Source organism: Pantoea sp. WEP (genome assembly GCF_041678305.1).
GTDB classification, from domain to species: Bacteria; Pseudomonadota; Gammaproteobacteria; order Enterobacterales; family Enterobacteriaceae; genus Pantoea; species Pantoea dispersa.
Map to the genome: position 1 here is coordinate 1534606 of NZ_JBGNXB010000001.1, position 17547 is coordinate 1552152.

The following is a 17547-nucleotide window of genomic DNA, read 5'->3' on the forward strand; positions in this document are numbered from 1 at the left end:
AGCGGTCTTCAAATCCGGAAGGGAATTAGGCCGTGTTACGCCGCCGGCCGGTTTGATATTAATCAAGTTGCGCGCTTTCTCCTGTTTATTTCCCGCATACTGCCCCGGCAGATTAAATTAACTATCCTGATGAATTTTAGGGCTTTTGGAAAAATTGATCTCCGTCGATTTGTTTATATTTTCCTGATGATCAAAAAATCATGAAAATTGATGGCGCACGTATTTTTGCTCATCGTTGTCCGGCAAAAAAAGCGCACCCGCCGCAGGATTTACAACTTTAAGCTGACCCTTTATGCTGTGAAGGCACGTCTGACACGGACGTGCATGACTCGGGGTGCCCTTCTTTGTGAAGGCTGAGAAATACCCGTAATACCTGATCTGGATAATGCCAGCGTAGGGAAGTCAGATGCCTGACCGCATTCGCCTTCCTGATTGCCGGTTGGGAGCCTTATGACACAGCCTGACCCTCTTTCCCCGGCGCAACTCGCGCACTCTCTGCAACTGCTGCGGCAGCAGGCACCGCTGGTGCACTGTATGACCAACGACGTGGTGCAAACTTTTACCGCCAACGTGCTGCTGGCACTGCAGGCTTCGCCCGCGATGGTGATTGATGGCGATGAAGCGGCGCAGTTTGCCGGTTTCGCCGATGCGCTGCTGATTAACGTCGGTACGTTAACCCGTGAGCGCCGCGATGCGATGCTGGCGGCGGTACAGGCCGCTAACCAGGCCGGCACACCGTGGACGCTCGATCCGGTGGCGGTAGGCGCGCTAACCCTGCGTACGGAATTCTGTCAGCAGCTGCTGAGCCTGCGACCGGCGGCCATTCGCGGCAACGCTTCTGAGATTCTCGCCTTAGCCCACCAGGCCACGGGCGGACGCGGCGTGGATAGCGTGCATCAGGCCGATGCCGCACTGAACGCCGCGCAGCAGCTGGCGCAACGCTGCACGACTATCGTCGCGGTAACCGGCGAAGTCGATTACGTCACCGATGGCCGCCAGACGCTGGCAATTCCCGGCGGCAGCCCGCTGATGACGCGCGTGGTCGGCACCGGTTGTGCGCTATCCGCCGTCGTCGCGGCGTGCAGCAGCCTGCCGGGCGAGCGCATCCAGCACGTGGCAGCGGCGTGTCGCTTGATGTCGCTGGCCGGTGAACAGGCCGCGCGCAGCGTGGCAGGGCCGGGCAGCTTCGTCGCCGCCTTTCTGGATGCGCTGTGGACGCTGGAGGTGGCAGCATGAAACGCATCAATGCATTGACCATTGCCGGCACCGATCCCAGCGGCGGCGCGGGTATCCAGGCCGATCTGAAAGCGTTTTCCGCGCTCGGCGCGTACGGTACCAGCGTGATTACCGCGCTGGTGGCACAGAATACCCGCGGCGTGCAGTCGGTGTATCGCATCGAACCGGCATTTGTCGCGGCGCAACTCGACTCGGTGCTGGACGACGTGCGCATTGACGCCGCGAAAATCGGCATGCTGGCAGAGACGGCGATTGTCGAGGTGGTGGCAGAGAAGCTGAAACGCGCCAGCCTGCCGTTTGTGGTGCTGGATACGGTGATGATTGCCAAAAGCGGCGATGCGCTGCTGTCGCCTGATGCGGTAGCCAGCATTCGTGAATGTCTGCTGCCGCAGGTATCGCTGATCACGCCCAATCTGCCGGAAGCCGCAGCGCTGCTGGGCTGCCGCATGGCGCAGGACGAGGCGACTATGCTGGAGCAGGGCGATGCGCTGCTGGAACTGGGCTGCGAAGCGGTGCTGATGAAGGGCGGTCATCTCAGCGATGCGGAAAGCCCGGACTGGCTGATCACCCGTGCCGGCCGCCAGCGCTTTACCGCACCGCGCGTTAACACCCGTCATACGCACGGCACCGGCTGCACGCTGTCGGCGGCGCTGGCGGCATTGCGACCGCGCCATGCGGACTGGGCGGGCACCGTAGCGGAGGCCAAGGCCTGGCTGCAGCAGGCGCTGCTGCACGCCGATTCGCTGGAGGTCGGCCACGGCATTGGGCCGGTGCATCATTTCCATCAGTGGTGGTAGGGCGTAACGCCAGATTGCCGTTTTTTCACTGCGTATCCGTCTGAAAAATGGAGTCAGCAATTTGCCAGCCTGGCGCGTTTCGGTCCAGGCTGTGGGGGGCGAATCGGCAGGTGCCGGTTCTTTTCCAGCCATTTATCAGGAGCGAACATGACGGACATCGTACAGTTATTGGGTAAAGAGGCGGATACGCTTCTTCAACATCGCTGCATGACCATTCCAGCGGACAGCCTTTATTTGCCGGGCGCGGATTATGTCGATCGCGTGATGATTGATAACAATCGTTCTCCTGCGGTACTGCGCAATATGCAGACGCTCTACAACACCGGCCGTCTGGCGGGTACCGGCTATCTGTCGATCCTGCCGGTGGATCAGGGCGTGGAACACTCTGCTGGCGCCTCGCTCGCTGCCAATCCGGCCTATTTCGACCCGAAGAATATCGTCGAGCTGGCGATTGAAGCCGGCTGTAACTGTGTGGCGTCAACCTATGGCGTGCTGGCCTCCGTGTCACGTCGCTACGCGCACCGTATCCCGTTTATGGTCAAGCTGAACCATAACGAAACCCTGAGCTATCCCACGCAGTATGACCAGACGCTGTACGCCAGCGTCGAGCAGGCATTCAACATGGGCGCGGTTGCGGTTGGCGCCACCATCTATTTTGGCTCTGAGCAGTCGCGCCGGCAGATCGAGGAAATTGCAGCGGCCTTCGAGCGCGCGCACGAGCTGGGCATGGTGACGGTGTTGTGGGCTTATCTGCGCAACAACGATTTCAAGAAGGATGGGGTGGATTATCACGCCAGCGCCGATTTGACCGGTCAGGCTAACCATCTGGCGGCCACCATTGGTGCCGACATTGTGAAGCAGAAAATGGCGGAGAATAACGGCGGCTATAACGCGGTGAAGTTTGGCCACACCGATGAGCGCGTGTACAGCAAGCTGACCAGTGAGAATCCGATCGATCTGGTGCGCTACCAGCTGGCCAACTGCTACATGGGGCGCGCCGGGCTGATTAACTCCGGCGGGGCTTCAGCCGGTGCGACCGATGTGGCGGAGTCGGTGCGTACGGCGGTGATCAATAAACGCGCCGGCGGCATGGGGCTGATTCTCGGACGCAAGGCGTTTAAGAAGTCGCTGAAAGAGGGCGTGGCGCTGATTAATGCGGTGCAGGATGTGTATCTGGCGAAAGATGTGACGATTGCCTGATGGTGTGAGGGGCGTTTTTGCCCTCACCCTAACCCTCTCCCGCAGGCGGGAGAGGGGACTGTTTTGTGCGGTTTTTTAATGCATTAATTCTCTGACAGCTTACTGGAACAGCTCCCTCTCCCGGTGGGAGAGGGTCGGGGTGAGGGCATCAAACCGCACCGCATCACACCGCACCGCAAGCTCACCCACCACAGCACTACGGCCCTTCAAACCATTCGCTGTTGCGCTCGGCAATCGGCGTAATGGTCAGAATCATCTCCTGCAGATGTCGCCGCATCGCCTTCTCCGCCGCATCGGCATCTTGCGCTTTCAGCGCGGCAAATATCTCTTCGTGCTGCTGAATCAGGCTCTCCGGCGGCGACACTTCGCTCAGCGTCAGAAAGCGCACGCGGTCCATCGTCGCTTTAATGTTCTCCACCGTCTCCCACGCCAGCAGGCAGTCAATGCCTTCGGCAATCAACCGGTGAAACTCATCGTCGAGCGCCAGAAACGCCTGGCTGTCGTGGCGTTCCGCTGCCAGTCGCTGCAGCTGCAGATTGTGTTCCAGCGCCATCAGTCCGGTGGCAGCGATCTCCAGCGCGGCGCGACGAACCACGGCGATCTCCACCGCTTCACGGATGAAACGGCCGTCGGCGACGCGCTGGGCGGAGATTTTGCGCACGAAGGTGCCGCGCTGCGGCAGAACCTGCACCAGGCCGGCTTCCGCCAGTTTGATAAAGGCTTCCCGCACCGGCTGCCGCGACACGTTGAAGCGCGCCGACACTTCTTTCTCCGACAGCAGCGAGCCCGGATGGATCACGCAGGTCACGATATCCTTCCGCAGATAGCGATAAATCTGCTGATTTACCGGTTCGCTGGTGGTTATGGTATAGGCAATCGACATGCAGCAATATCCGTATTACGGCTGGCCGCCGCCAGCCCGATGAGAAAGCGTCAGTCTAATCAGCACGCTGCGTCTGCGCTACACATTTGTGCAGGCGGCTTAGCCTTCTGTGACCAGCGCCTGCACCGTGGCGCGTGCACCGGTAAGCCGCAGCTGCTGATACAGCTCAGTAAGCCGCGTAACAAACACCGTGTGATAACGTAAGTCGTCGCCGAACACTGCCTGCAGGCGCAGTAAGGCCTCAACGCGCTGCGGGCCATCCTCGCTGTTGGCAACAATGCTGGCCAGCTGCGCGCTGAGCGGATCGCGAATCTCAATCGCCGCGCCCTGTTCATCGACGCCGCTGATATAGCGCATCCAGCCTGCTACGCCCAGCAGCAGATAATCACAGGCCGTCCCGTTACGCAGATGCCAGCGCACGCTATCCAGCAGGCGCTGTGGCAGCTTCTGCGTGCCGTCGGTGGCGATTTGATAAGTGCGATGTTTAATCGCCCGGTTTTCGTAACGGGCGATCAGCGAGTCGGCATAGGCGACCAAATCGACATCCTGCGTGCGCAGCGTGGGTGCCTGATCCTGCAGCATCAGCGCGCGCGCCGCCTGACGAAAATTGGCATCGGCCATGCAATCGCTGATGTGCTGATACCCGGCCAGATAGCCGAGATAAGCCAGGAACGAGTGGCTGCCGTTGAGCATGCGCAGCTTCATCTCTTCGTACGGCAGCACATCACGCACCAGCTCCGCACCGGCCTGTTCCCACGCCGGGCGGCCGCTGACGAAGTTATCTTCAATCACCCACTGGAAAAAAGGTTCGGCTTCTACCGCCACCGGATCGCGACTGCCCAGCCGCGCTTCCAGCGTCGCGAAAGCCTCATCGGTCATCGCCGGTACGATGCGATCCACCATGGTTGAGGGAAAGGTGAGGTGGGTCTGAATGTAATCCGCCAGCGCCGGGCTGCGACGCTGCGCCAGCTGGGTTATCACATTGCGCGTAACGTGGCCGTTCTCCGGCATGTTGTCACACGACATCACGCTGAACGGCGGCAGATCGCGCTGGCGACGGCGTTCAATCGCCGCCAGGATTACGCCGGGCAGCGAGCGCGGCGCGTCAGGATGCGCCACATCGTGCACGATGTCCGGATGCGTCAGGTCGAGCTGGCCGCTCGACGGCAGCGAACAGTAACCCTTTTCCGTGACCGTCATCGACACGATGGCGATTTCCGGCTGGCTCATCGCTTCAATCACCGCCTCAATACCGTCACTTTTCGCGTGCAGCGCCTGGGTAATTACGCCAACAATGCGCGTGTGCAGGCTGTCGTCGGCCATTTCGGTCACGCTGTACAGCAAATCCTGCTGGCGCAGAGCGGCGATCAGCGCGCCGCTGTTGAGATTCACTTCGCAGTAGCCCCAGTCGCTGCCGTGCTGCGCCAGTTGGTCAGTGGCCAGCGCCTGATGCGCGCGGTGAAAGGCACCAAAACCGATGTGCACCATGCGGGTTTTCAGCTGGCTGCGGTCGTAACGGGGGCGCTGTACGTCAGCGGGAAGGCGATCGGGTTGTAACATGCATAATCCTTGTGGCAAACGGGGCGCGCGGCGCCCCGGCAGAGTCATTCGATTAAACGGAAACCGGTTTGTCGCTGGCTTTCGGGCTGCGAATCACAAACAGCACCAGCAGCGCGCCAAGGGCCGCCACCACGCCCGCCAGCACAAAGGCGCTGTCAAATTTGCCGGTGTGCTGCACGATGAAGCCGGTAACGATCGGGCCGATAATGCCGGACAGGCTGCCAATCAGGTGAATAAAGCCGCTGATGCTGCCGACGCGGCTCTTGTGCACCACATCCTGAATAATCGCCCAGTAAATGGCACCGGTGATGTAGAGGAAGAAGATGGAGATCGACATCATGATCACCGCCGAATTCACCTCTTTGATGGTGCCCGCCAGCGCCACACATATCGCTGCCGCCAGCAGCGACACTACCAGCACAATCTTGCGTGATAGCAGCAGCTTACCTGTAATATTAAAGATTTTATCGGAAATCCAGCCGCCCAGCGCCAGGCCAACGAAGCCGACAATCCACGGGATCATGGTAGTGATGCTCATGGCTTTGATATCCAGCCCGTGCGCCTGCACCAGATAGGCCGGGAACCAGCTCAGGAAGAAGAACAGAATGTAGTTGTAGCAGAAGAAGGCGAACGCGGTAACGAGGATAATCGGCTGACGCAGATAGTAGCCCATGCCGTGCGCTTTGCCGTCCGCGTCGATGATATCTGCCGGCTCTTCCGCTTTCAGTTTCTCTACCAGCGCGCGCTCCTGCGCAGAGACGCGCTTACTGCGCGCCGGATTATCGGCGGCGAAGAAGAACCACAGCGCCATCCACACCAGACCAATCAGGCAGATCACCACAAACGCCGGACGCCAGCCGAAGGAGAGCGCCAGGTAGCCGACAATCGGCCCGGCGACCGCGCCGCCGAGCGGGGAACCGGCACTCAGCAGACCCATGGCGGTGGCGGCCTGCTTTTTCGGGAACCAGCCGTTGATGGCTTTGTTGGCCGAGGCGCAAATCGGACCTTCCGCCATGCCGAAGAGCACGCGCAGAATCATCATCGACCAGAAACCGGTCGCCAGCGCGGTCATGCCGCAGAACAGCGACCACAAGCCGACGGCGGTGCCGAGCACAATCGTCGGGCCGAATTTATCGGTGGCTAAACCGCCAATAAAGTTGAACAGCGCATAGCCGAAGAAGAAGCTGCCGAAGATCAGGCCGAACTGCTCGGCATTGATCATCAGATCCTTTTCCACCAGCGGCACGGTGAGCGACAGGGCAATACGATCGAGGTAGTTGATCATATACACCAGGAACAGCAGCAGTACGAGGGTCCAGCGTAGATTCTTCAGCATAGAAACTCCGTTTCCCTGTTCTTCTTCAGGCTGCAGCGTCACGGGGAGATGACCTTGATGACCGCGGCGCTGCGCCTGATTTATGCAGGGGATTATTGTTGTGGCCGGCGGGTACGCACCGGTATCAGGGACATCTGGTGTGGCGCATCACTCAATCCATTTGCAGGATCACTTTGCAGCAGGTGCGCGGGTCTTGTTCAAACAGCGTCATGGCGCACTCGATCTGCGCCAGCGGGAAATAGTGGGTAACCAGTTTCTCCGGCTGGATCAGCCCCTGTTCCAGCCACGCAATCACCTGCGGGAAGCGGTTGCTGTTCAGGCGCGAGGTAAACAGCGACAGCTCTTTGCTGGTCAACGCCTGCTGCGTCAGGCTGCACGGCTCAGCAGAAAACCCGAGCAGGCCGATGCGCGCCGCCGGCGAGGCCAGCGCAGCCGCTTCAGCGAGGATCGCCGGATGGCAGGCGGCGTCGATAATCAGCGTCGGCTGAACGCCTTCCAGCTGCGCCGCCAGCGGGATCTCGCTGTTGTTGAACAGGCGATCGGCACCGTTTTGCTGCGCCAGCGCCAGCCGCTCCGGCAGGCGGTCGACCACCAGCACCTGCTGTACACCGTACACGCCTTTCAGCACCTGAATGGCGGTCAGCCCCATCGGACCGGCACCGTAAATCAGCGCCACATCCTGTGGCTGCGGTTTGAGGAACGCCGTGATATTCGCGGCAATGGTGAAGGGCTCAACCAGGCTGGCGAGTTGGTCGGGAATGCTCGCCGGCAGGCGATGGGCATTTTTGGCTGGCGCCACCGCATACTCGCTGAAGCCGCCGTCGCGGTGGACGCCAATCACCTGCAACGACTGACAGACATTAGGACGGCCAACGGAGCAGGGATAGCAGTGGCCGCAGCTCACCACCGGATCGACCGCCACGCGCTCGCCCAGCCGACTGGCATCAACGTCCTGTCCGACCGCGTCAATCACGCCGAAGAACTCATGGCCGATGACGCGCGGATAGCGGGCAAATGGATTGTGACCGTGCCAGATGTGCACGTCAGAGCCACAGATGCTGGCAAATTTCACTTTTACCCGTACTTCATCAGCGGCGGGCTGTGGCAGCGCGCGCTCGGCCAGCAGCAGTTTACCCGGTTGTTCAATCACCACACTTTTCATCATTCACTCCTGGCTGGTGGCCTGAAGGCGCGGCACACCAGTAATAACGCGACAGTAATGACGAAAAAATACGCGCAATAATACTACCATACAAGTTGCTGTTGCAGAGTTGTGAACGCAATCACAGAGCGGATGGGGTAGTTGCAAAGCGAAGTTTCAGAATGGCGTTGCGGTGCGCATCACTGCGCACCCTGTAAGGTCATTAGCCAGTTTGCAGGCTCGCCATTTATGGCAACCGGGAAAAACGCAGCAAAATGACAGGCCTGCTGCGATCGACGGCGCGCTCGCCGCGCAACATCACGGCTGCCGTAACGTTACCGCGCTGAGCGTGCGCCACAATAGCTCTTTATCCTGCGATGACACGTTGCGCTGCTGAATGTCGCGCATAAATTCGGCCTTCTGTGGTGCCTGCAGCGTCGCGCCCTGTTTCAACTGCGCGGCAAGCTGCGTCAGAATCGCGTCGCTGTAATGACCAATGCTTTTGCGCACCTCATCCAGCGGACGCGGCTGCCAGTGCGGCTCCGGCGTCGCCAGCCAGTCGGCGCGATAGCGATACTGCACCGCTTTCGCCACGTCCATCTGTGCCTGAATAAACGGCTGCACCGTGGCATCGTCCAGACCCAGCTCACGCGCTTCCGCCAGGGCTTTGTCCAGCACCTTGCGCTCCTGACCCAAATCTTCAATCGGCTGATGATGCTGCGCTTTATAACCCGCCACATCCTTCATGTAAGACAAACGCGTGTTAATAAGCTGGCCCGGCGAAGGACTGCTGAGTTCTGCCGCGGCGGCGGAACAGCTGCAAATCAGCAGCGCTAACGTGGCCGATCGTAACTGCATTTCCATACTGATGCTCCCAATGTTCAACCCAGGCGCTGGATCTGCGCGAGGCTCAGGCTAAGACAAAATAATGACATGACAAAGTACAGGGTGAAAAATTATCTTGTTTTTTAATCTACCAACTAGTAGGTTTGTTTTCCAGCGCCTTTTGCCGCAATGTTATTGCGCTTCAGGTTGAATGATTTCTGGCACAGGGCTGTCGCTGAGACAGCGCTTATCATCAAAAGGAACACTCCATGACGGTCTTATCACATCACAAACGCCTTTCACTGCTGATTGCCGGTTCACTGCTGGCCGGCGCCACGCTGTCGCCGGTGATGGCGGCAGAGATGGCAGGGCAAAAAGTGCAGGTACGTGGCGTTGTTGAATCGGTAAACGGGCAGCAGCTCACTATCAAGTCACGCGAAGGATCGGAGGTCAGCGTGGCCATGAAGCCAGGCGTGATGGTGTCTGCGGTGGCGAAGGCCAGCATCAGCGACATTAAAAAGGGCGATTACGTGGGCATTGCCTCGCTGCCGAAAGCAGGCGGCGGAGATGGCGCGCTCGAAGTGCTGATTTTCCCGGCGCAGCTAAAAGGTGCAGGCGAGGGTAACTTCAGCTGGGATCTGAAGCCGGGCAGCTCAATGACCAACGCCACAGTCGCCAATAGCGTCACCTCGGTGGACAACAGCGAAGTGACGGTGAGCTATCACGGCCATCAGAAAAAAATTGCTATTCCGGCCGGTACGCCGGTGGTGACGCTGGCGGCGGCCACCCCGGATGACCTGAAACCCGGCACCACGGTGTTTGTTCCTGCCGAGAAGGGCGCCGACGGTAAGCTCACCGCAGGCAATATCATTGTCGGCAAAAACGGCGTAGTGCCGCCGATGTAATCCGGCTCCAGCCAGGCCTCGCCTGGCTGGTAAGGGGCTCGATGATGCAACAGCCTTCACCTTCCCGCAGTAAAACGCTAATCCGTCGTCATTCGCTGCTGGTGCGCGTGACGCACTGGGTCAACGCCCTGTGTTTTGCCGTACTGCTGATGAGCGGACTGCAAATCTTTAATGCTCATCCACGTCTGTATGTCGGCCTGTATGGCGCGGACCATGAGCAGCCGGTGTTTGAAATCGGCAATCGTCAGCAGCAGGGATTTGTCCGGCTCGGCTCGCTGCAACTGAATACCACCGGCGTGCTCGGTGTCTCGAAGCTGGAGGGCACGCTGACGGCGCGCGTGTTCCCCGGCTGGCTGACGCTGCCGTCGTGGCAGGATTTGGGAGCCGGTCGCCACTGGCACTTCTTTTTTGCCTGGCTGCTGCTGTTCAACGGCGTGATTTATCTGCTGCACGGTTTCTGGCACCGGCACTTTCGCCGCGATCTGTTGCCCGACCGTCAGCAGCTGGGCGCCCGTCATTTGTGGCAGGAGATTTGCGACCACGCCCGGCTGCGCTTCGCCCGCGGTGAAGCGGCGCGGCGCTATAACGCGCTGCAGAAACTCAGCTATCTGCTGGTGATCTTCATACTACTGCCGCTGATGCTGCTCAGTGGATTAACCCTGTCGCCAGCGCTGGATGCGGCACTGCCGTTTTTACCCGATCTGTTTGGCGGCCGTCCGACGGCGCGCACGGTGCACTTTGTCACCGCCACGCTGCTGGTGCTGTTTGTGCTGGTGCATGTGGTGATGGTGCTGGTGTCAGGCGTGTTCAATAACCTGCGTTCGATGATCACCGGCCGTTACGCGATCGACAAAGAGGATACCCCATCATGAAAATCGAGCTGTCGCGTCGCCGCCTGCTGCTGGGCGCGCTGTCCGGCGCCGGCGCGGCGCTGCTGAGCGGTTGCGATCAACTGACGCAAAACGACACGGTCAGCGGCTGGCTCAATCAGACCGAGCGGCTGACGCGTGCCAGCCAGCGCCTGCTGGGCGGCCAGCGGCTGGCACCGGAGTTCAGCGAGGCCGATATTTCGCCGCTGTTCCGCGCCAACGGCACGCAAATGCCCGACTCCGACGAATATGCGCGTTTGCTGGCGAACGGGTTTGCCGACTGGCGGCTGCGCGTTACCGGGCTGGTGCAGCAGCCGCTGAGTTTATCGCTCAGCGATCTGCAGCGGTTTCCCAGTCGCACGCAAATCACCCGTCACGACTGCGTGGAGGGCTGGAGCGCGATTGGCAAATGGCAGGGCGTACCGCTCGGACTGGTGCTGGATGCGGCGCGCCTGCGGCCAGGTGCCCGCTACGTAGTGTTCCTGTGTGCCGACGAACTGGAGCAGACGCTGGACGGCAGCGGGCGCTACTACGAAAGTATCGATCTGCAGGATGCATGGCATCCGCAAACGCTGCTGGCCTACCGTATGAACGATCAGCCGCTGCCGGTCGCGCACGGTGCGCCGCTGCGTCTCAGGGTCGAGCGCCAGCTCGGTTACAAGCACGCCAAGTATCTGATGGAAATTAAAGTGGTGGATTCGTTTGCCCAGCTGTGGGGCGGACGCGGCGGCTACTGGGAAGATCGCGGCTATGAGTGGTATGGCGGTATCTAACCGGCAGAACGCAGAAAAGCAAAAAGCCTGCTCTAAAAGCAGGCTTTTCTAAATCTGGCTCCTCTGACTGGGATCGCCTTTGCCAATAACTGGCTAATAAGTAAGCTAATTCTGAAAGCTCTCCCTGTCAAGACCACCAGAATGACCACCAAAATTAACGAGGGGATATAAGTAGTTAGACTGGCCCCATAAATCACCAGACACTTCGTCTCTCTTAAAATAAGAGGTAATCTTGGAACTATGTTTAATACTGTTCAGAATAATAAGATAGTTGAAGTGTTATCAGGACCTGAACGGCGTCGGGGTCGTACACCGAAGGAAATAATTGCTATTATTCAATAGAGTATGGAACCCAGTATCACCATGTCTCACGTTGAAGTCTCATGCCGAAGGTTTGGTGGAGGCAATGATGTCAAAGTTTGAGTTTTGGAGAAAAAATAAATTGCCTTATTAAGCACAGCCAGAGCTTTATTATTGAAAGTGTAGTCAAGCGACTAATCGAAGATGTCAATGAGTACTCTTATTTACTGATAACGGAAGATTGGCGGTTGCTGATGAGTTTTGATAAGTCAGTTGGTGAACGGAAGATTTGTCAGAAGCAGTGTCTGGGCTGCTTGGAATTCGCTAGGACGGTGACTATGCTATCCAATTTCATTAATGGGATCTTGAGTGCAAACAAGGAAAGTGAAGCGCTCGTAACTGAGTTATGCCGTATCCCATAAAGCGCGTCGTTTCGGCCTTTATTCTGGCTTCTTCCGCCACATTACCTTTTGTACCCAGACGCCAACCCAGAATTGTCAATAGACGATCGAAGAACAGGATGCGCGTATGATGTTCAAGCAGCGTTTTCTTGCTCTCTTTCGAATAGGGATCAAGATCCTCATTTTCAAGAGACTGTGTCATATCCTCAATTAATGTAGATAGATCTCCACGAAACTGATTACGCAATTGATGTTCGTTCACTGAATCAATTCCGGCAGCCGGTAAAGCAGGCGTCTGGCTGCGGGCCAACCGGCTTCCAGAAAAATATCCAGACTCTCTATCAAACGAGCTCGTCTGTTCTCATCTTCAAAGATGGTTTTATGATCGGCAAGAAACACGCCCATCATTTTTACCAATTGTTCCATTCCCAGCGTTTCGTTCTGGAAACCGGATTTTTTTGCATGACTTAACGCATGAGCCATCAGATCGAAACATTTGGCAGGATCGACAGGAACAAGCGTTTCAAGCAACTCCAGAAGATAATAAACAGTATGTGGCGAGCTGCAATCACCAATACGGCGCATGTGTAATTCAGTTTCGTTCAGAAATTGCTTAAGTTCTTCATATTCTAATGATGTCTTATCAGAATTATGCTTCCCTTCACAAGCGAAACGAAGTTGTAGACATGCCCTGTCTATAATCGCAAAGCAGTGTGTTAAGTTTTCCCTTTCAGCCTCTGTCAGGTCAGTATGGGGGGAGTATTGTTCCAGTTTTTTACCAGCAGCATCAATAATGCTATAGGCCATATCCAGCGCCCGATGCCTGACTTCTGTATCCTTCAGTTTACTTTGTCCGGCAAGGCCAAAAACAAATCCTTCTCTTAATGTAAACAGGACTTGACTAAGCTCATCATGATAAAAGGTGGGTTCGCTAATCCAGCCCTGGAGAATATGGTGCGATTCTCTGACTTCATGGACTCCCCAGAGAATTGCCAAATCGCCGCTGACCAGAGTACGAATACGTTTCTGGCGTTCGGGATGGCCATTAAAACGCCCCAATAGCTTCTGAATTAGGTAGAAAGAACGGGTTGGCTCGGTATGTAACAGATTTCTTATTCCATCCCCAACCGTATGCTCTATTACACCGGTATTGGTTTCCTGCTCCAGCCGTTCACTCAGGTAACGCCATACGCTATCCCGATCGACATCCCACAGCCGTAGCAGCCGTACTGATGCCTGTAATCGAACGGCCGGATGAGGATCAATCAACATTCTTTCAATATCTGGTTTCAGTCGCTCATACAGATCGGGGCGTAATGGAATAACATCGAGAATAATCTGTGCAGCATCAATCCTCGGTGCAGGTGAGCCCCAGCTAACACTATCTTCAAAGTTTTCTTCTGTATCTTCATTCAGGATTGGATCAGTTGCACAGGAAGCGAGATGTACTAAATCTAAAAAATGAGATGTCAGTTTATCAGCCCGATCGTCGTCTAGCGGAGGCAGCAATTTATGTTCAACAGCAGCAGCGCAGGCCCGGACAATGACATCCTCAGCGGTTGTACGCACATAGGTATGGGCGTGTTCCAGATTGAGCTGCTCATGAAGCGGTTCGAGAATGCTAAAAACATCCTCCAGCGATAATTCGGATGAAAGCGTGTTATTCGTTGTTAAACCCAACGCAGTTTTAGCGGTTTTGACCGCGTTGATAAGAGTGATGTTGTCCGGTTCGTTCCGATCCAGACCATCGATAAAATCGTAAGGTATATCGGTGCTGACTGTAACGGGGGAAATGTTGAAAAGCCTCTTATTACCAGCTGTTTCACCATCCCTTGGGGTGTTCTTCAGGAAATTTCTGGCTTGTACAGTCTGAAGATTCTCTGAACCAATTGTATTGAAAAGGCGGTACAACAAACTGGTTTTTGCTTTCTCAGGGTAAACATAATCGAAGAGGTCATACTGAAAGGCGGAATTTTCCAGTTCTCGCCGCTCATGCTCTGAACGATGCGTAATTCCCATAGCGACCAGATCGATAGCGTCTTTACGGGTATCTTCATTTTGGATAAATGCTTCTTGTGCAGCAATAGGCCAGAGAAAATCAATCAGGTCATCATTGCGTCTATTTGCAGCCAGAAAGATTCTGGCCCAGAAAATTGCCAGCGAAGCTTTTTCACAGATAAGCCTTGCCAGAACGAGCGCGTCGGGTTCGGGCGCGCTTTGCAAGCGCTGAAATAATTTTTTAACCAGTACTTCTCCGTCATGAGCATGTTTACCATCAGGATCGTGCGCCCAGATGTAGCTGCGATCGGCCTTAAGGTAAATATCATGCCCAGGAACGGGCACATGCATCACAGGTGTATCTAAGGGATGACGTCGAGCAACATACCCGCTTATTGCGCGCACTGCGGCATCCACAGCCAGACTAGGATATTGTTCGAGAAAACGGGAGAAATATTCTCCAAGTGAATAACGAGCCGATTCATAATCTTGTCGGGCATTTGACCTCAGAGGCAGGATTCGGCTGTTTCCCAGCGTTGTTTCCCGTTCTTCTGTGACATCATGGGTATAGACAAACTCGAATACGTTAACTACAAACTCAGGCGCACAATATCCGATTTTCTTAATGTTGTAACAGAGCACGGGGATCTCTTCTGAACCAAAGCGTTGGAGACGTTCGGAAGAAATAAGCTGCTCCAGTAAATGACAGGATGCCTGCACATCGGTATTGATAGTATCTGTAACGAGAAGAATAGCGCTTCTGACAAAATAATCTGGTTCACTCAGCGCAAGGGCGTAGGAGAACACAGCGCGACTGGCTGTCCCCAGCATATTGCATAAGGGTTTATCGGTAACTCGCTTGATAAGCGGGTACAACAGAAAGCGTAATGTTTCTGCGACTTTATGTACTTGGGGCGTCAGCGCTGCTACCAGATATACCCATGGAAGAGCTACAACCTCTTTTTCATCTTCAAAACGTATTGCCAGCGCTCCGCAGATATGACTGAGCGTGGTTATCATCTTCTCATCATCGGCAGCCACGCGTTCAGCAAGCCAGAGCAGGTCATATTGAGCAGTGGGATAATCTGCCGCAATCCGACCCGCCGAACTACGAATGATAGGATCTCCATTTTTGTCGTTGACCAGATAACTCACTGCCTGCCAGAAACGGCAATGGTTATTGTCATAACTCCAGATTTCCTGAAGTACAAAACCGAGCGCCGGGGATAGCATTAGCCCCAGTGCCTGTTGTTTGTGGAAACGTAATGTCCCCGCAATTAGCGTTTCTGGATCAAATGATGTCTGGGCCGCAGCGTAGTCAAATAAAAGGTGATGGCGAAACTTTATCCGACGGTCATTTTGTTCCCGAATCAACACCCCTTCGCGGCAGAGTGTATCGATCATGTCGGCATCCGTGTCTGCAAGCAGGGATGAAACACTGAGTGAACGCGCATTAATCATAGCATCCACTAATGTTTTTATATTTCGTGTGGCCTTAAGCCCATGAGCCTCAACGCGACGTTGCCAGTACAGTTTTAAGAGTTCTGACTGAGACGAAATATCCGCCAACCTGACACCCGTCTCTTGGGAAACCAGTTCTGCCAGTAGTCTGGTATTAAACGGGACTTTCGCTAGGTCTCGCAGTTTTTTAGAAGCGCCCTCAAGGGCCGTAGCCAGAGATGGAGATTTTTCCAGTAGTTGGCGAAATTCATCATCTGACCAACGTGGGATAACGATGTGGCGAACTGAAGAGAACAGAGTATCAGCACGTTTAGCAACAGGAGGGGTACCTTTAAACAAATCACGAAGTTTTACCCCCATGCGCAGGTCAAAGCTGCGTAATGAAGCAACCACTCGCCATCTGCCACCCCAAGCTAACACTTGCTCAATGAGGGGGCGAAAAACGGTCTCTCCCTTGCCCCCTCTGGTGGCATCCAGCGCATCTATAATCAGCCAGCCCTGAGATGAACCATCCCACGCCTGAAGCACGTCGGTCAAACTATGTTCAAGCCTGAGTTCATGGGTTAGGTGCCCGAGTGAGTCAACAGAATAGCGATCAACGGCCAGTTCCAGTACATCATCTCCCCGTTCGCGCAGGCTGCGGGCCAGTGCATTCAGCACTCCGCTTTTACCCGCTCCGGGTTCACCAATAATTAATAGCGAACCTGACTGTACGGCTTGCTCAACTTCATTCTGACACTCCCTGCGGAGGGTAACGGGCTGGCCTGACTGACTTTCAATGGCCTCATATTGATTAAGGGAAGCAGCAATCTCCTGAGAATGCTGTTGAAGTCGGGCAATATCATCCTTGTAGCGAGGAGGTGCTGCGAGTTCGATCCCTTTCCCTGCTAACTCGTTGCGAAAAGTTGACAGATCGCCGCCATCACGGCTGGACATCATTTTTCCGCAAATTTCGGTAAGAACACTCAATGCTGCCGTTGCCTGTGTGTCTTTAGCAAGGATCTGAGTAAGCCGTGAACAGGCGAGTAAAGCCATGTTTTCAACATCAACCACCAAAACAACAACCAGGCGGCAAAGTTCAGATACAAGGTGAGGCGGTAGGGGCGCGGAGGTTATGCTATTCCAGGCTGTGGAAATACAGCGTTCAAAAATGTTATACGCCTGTACCTGCTTTTGATTCATCGCTCCGCTGCCGTGCTGAGAAAAAAGAGACAAGGCAGCAGGAAGAACGTCGCGAATTGAAGCCGAAGCTTTGGTACTGACAGCTAAAACCAGACGGTCTTTATCTGAATCGAGAGGTCGATTCCACTCCAGAGAATCTATTGCCATCACGGCATGTAAGCCAGTGTCGGACAAACTGTTCTATGATCCGGTAAAAGGGGGTTCTTTCATCATCTGAAAGCGAAACGGTTGTTTTCGCCTGGATGGCGATGAAGCCACCGACGGATGTTGCAACCAATATATCGTCAACGGGGGCTTCTGTTTCAAAGCGCAACCAAACAGGAGATGCGTTGCCCAGCCTTAAACGTGTATCCAGTCTGCTATCGGAAAGGATCTGAGCAGCAAAGTGAGCCCCCAACTGCTGCTGAAATAAAATACCACTACTGGTTGCTGCTCCACCGCCATTTGCGGGACCGTTCAGATTGATGTCAGACAAGTTTCACCTTCATATAATGAATGCTGTGCTTTAGCACTATTCTACCTGTTCTTACGGCTTATTTTACGGATGGTTTATTAGTAAAACAAAGCGATAAAAAACTCTGAGAAGGATAGTTAGCATCGTTTGCTACCCTAATCCAGAAACCAGCCGTTGCGGAAAGCCTAATCGAGCAACACGAAACCATGGCAGAGTGGCTATGGAT

At 55.5% G+C, this 17547-nt stretch carries 14 protein-coding genes and 1 riboswitch; of the genes, 6 read left to right on the top strand and 8 right to left on the bottom strand.

Annotated features, from left to right (window positions below):
• Positions 1–320 precede the first annotated feature (320 nt).
• Positions 321–417, top strand: a riboswitch (TPP riboswitch).
• Positions 418–450: 33 nt separating this feature from the next.
• The 3 genes from thiM (at position 451) to fbaB (ending at position 3233) form a co-directional block, all read left to right on the top strand.
• Positions 451–1236, top strand: a complete 786-nt coding sequence (gene thiM / locus ABVR31_RS07030) for a hydroxyethylthiazole kinase (RefSeq protein ID WP_315655110.1) — start codon at positions 451–453, stop codon at positions 1234–1236.
• Positions 1233–2033 carry a bifunctional hydroxymethylpyrimidine kinase/phosphomethylpyrimidine kinase gene (gene thiD / locus ABVR31_RS07035; protein WP_315655113.1) on the top strand — a complete coding sequence of 267 codons (801 nt, stop codon included), beginning with the start codon at positions 1233–1235 and terminating at the stop codon, positions 2031–2033. The genes thiM and thiD overlap by 4 nt, the downstream gene beginning before the upstream one ends.
• Before the next feature lie 147 nt (positions 2034–2180).
• On the top strand, positions 2181–3233 hold the full coding sequence (gene fbaB, locus ABVR31_RS07040) for a class I fructose-bisphosphate aldolase (protein WP_372772227.1): 1053 nt from the start codon (positions 2181–2183) through the stop codon (positions 3231–3233).
• Positions 3234–3429: 196 nt separating this feature from the next.
• Here fbaB and ABVR31_RS07045 read toward each other — a convergent pair whose 3' ends face one another.
• The 5 genes from ABVR31_RS07045 to ABVR31_RS07065 all read right to left on the bottom strand — a co-directional run bounded on the left by ABVR31_RS07045 (position 3430) and on the right by ABVR31_RS07065 (position 9017).
• Positions 3430–4116 (bottom strand): GntR family transcriptional regulator, encoded by a 687-nt coding sequence (locus ABVR31_RS07045; RefSeq protein ID WP_021509299.1) that lies wholly within the window; start codon positions 4114–4116, stop codon positions 3430–3432.
• A 99-nt stretch (positions 4117–4215) separates the two neighbouring features.
• Positions 4216–5676: a mannitol dehydrogenase family protein gene (locus tag ABVR31_RS07050; protein WP_058757272.1), complete on the bottom strand. Its 1461-nt coding sequence runs from the start codon at positions 5674–5676 to the stop codon at positions 4216–4218.
• Between the two features lie 52 nt (positions 5677–5728).
• The gene (locus ABVR31_RS07055; protein ID WP_058780333.1) at positions 5729–7012 is read right to left on the bottom strand and encodes an MFS transporter; all 1284 of its coding nucleotides are present in this window, start codon (positions 7010–7012) and stop codon (positions 5729–5731) included.
• A 151-nt stretch (positions 7013–7163) separates the two neighbouring features.
• Positions 7164–8174, bottom strand: coding sequence for a Zn-dependent oxidoreductase (locus tag ABVR31_RS07060; RefSeq protein WP_372773992.1), 1011 nt, complete (start codon positions 8172–8174; stop codon positions 7164–7166).
• 297 nt (positions 8175–8471) lie between these two features.
• The gene (locus ABVR31_RS07065; RefSeq protein WP_058757275.1) at positions 8472–9017 is read right to left on the bottom strand and encodes a chorismate mutase; all 546 of its coding nucleotides are present in this window, start codon (positions 9015–9017) and stop codon (positions 8472–8474) included.
• Between the two features lie 230 nt (positions 9018–9247).
• On the opposite strand from ABVR31_RS07065, the gene ABVR31_RS07070 reads away from it, so the two are divergent.
• Genes ABVR31_RS07070 through ABVR31_RS07080 form a run of 3 tightly spaced genes read left to right on the top strand, consistent with a single transcriptional unit; the run spans position 9248 to position 11525 of the window.
• A complete protein-coding gene (locus ABVR31_RS07070) occupies positions 9248–9883 on the top strand; it encodes a hypothetical protein (protein WP_141495217.1) in 636 nt (211 codons plus the stop codon).
• Between the two features lie 41 nt (positions 9884–9924).
• Entirely contained in the window at positions 9925–10755 is an 831-nt protein-coding gene (locus ABVR31_RS07075) for a cytochrome b/b6 domain-containing protein (RefSeq protein ID WP_372772230.1), read from the top strand.
• Positions 10752–11525, top strand: a complete 774-nt coding sequence (locus ABVR31_RS07080) for a molybdopterin-binding protein (protein WP_021509306.1) — start codon at positions 10752–10754, stop codon at positions 11523–11525. The genes ABVR31_RS07075 and ABVR31_RS07080 overlap by 4 nt, the downstream gene beginning before the upstream one ends.
• Before the next feature lie 654 nt (positions 11526–12179).
• Here ABVR31_RS07080 and ABVR31_RS07085 read toward each other — a convergent pair.
• From ABVR31_RS07085 to ABVR31_RS07095, 3 genes are read right to left on the bottom strand one after another with little or no spacing between them, the layout of a single operon-like run.
• Positions 12180–12488: a hypothetical protein gene (locus tag ABVR31_RS07085; RefSeq protein WP_234480293.1), complete on the bottom strand. Its 309-nt coding sequence runs from the start codon at positions 12486–12488 to the stop codon at positions 12180–12182.
• The gene (locus ABVR31_RS07090) at positions 12485–17014 is read right to left on the bottom strand and encodes an ATP-binding protein (protein WP_372773994.1); all 4530 of its coding nucleotides are present in this window, start codon (positions 17012–17014) and stop codon (positions 12485–12487) included. Before ABVR31_RS07090 ends, ABVR31_RS07085 begins: the two co-directional genes overlap by 4 nt.
• Positions 16968–17342: a hypothetical protein gene (locus tag ABVR31_RS07095; protein ID WP_372772232.1), complete on the bottom strand. Its 375-nt coding sequence runs from the start codon at positions 17340–17342 to the stop codon at positions 16968–16970. The genes ABVR31_RS07090 and ABVR31_RS07095 overlap by 47 nt, the downstream gene beginning before the upstream one ends.
• Positions 17343–17547: the final 205 nt, after the last annotated feature.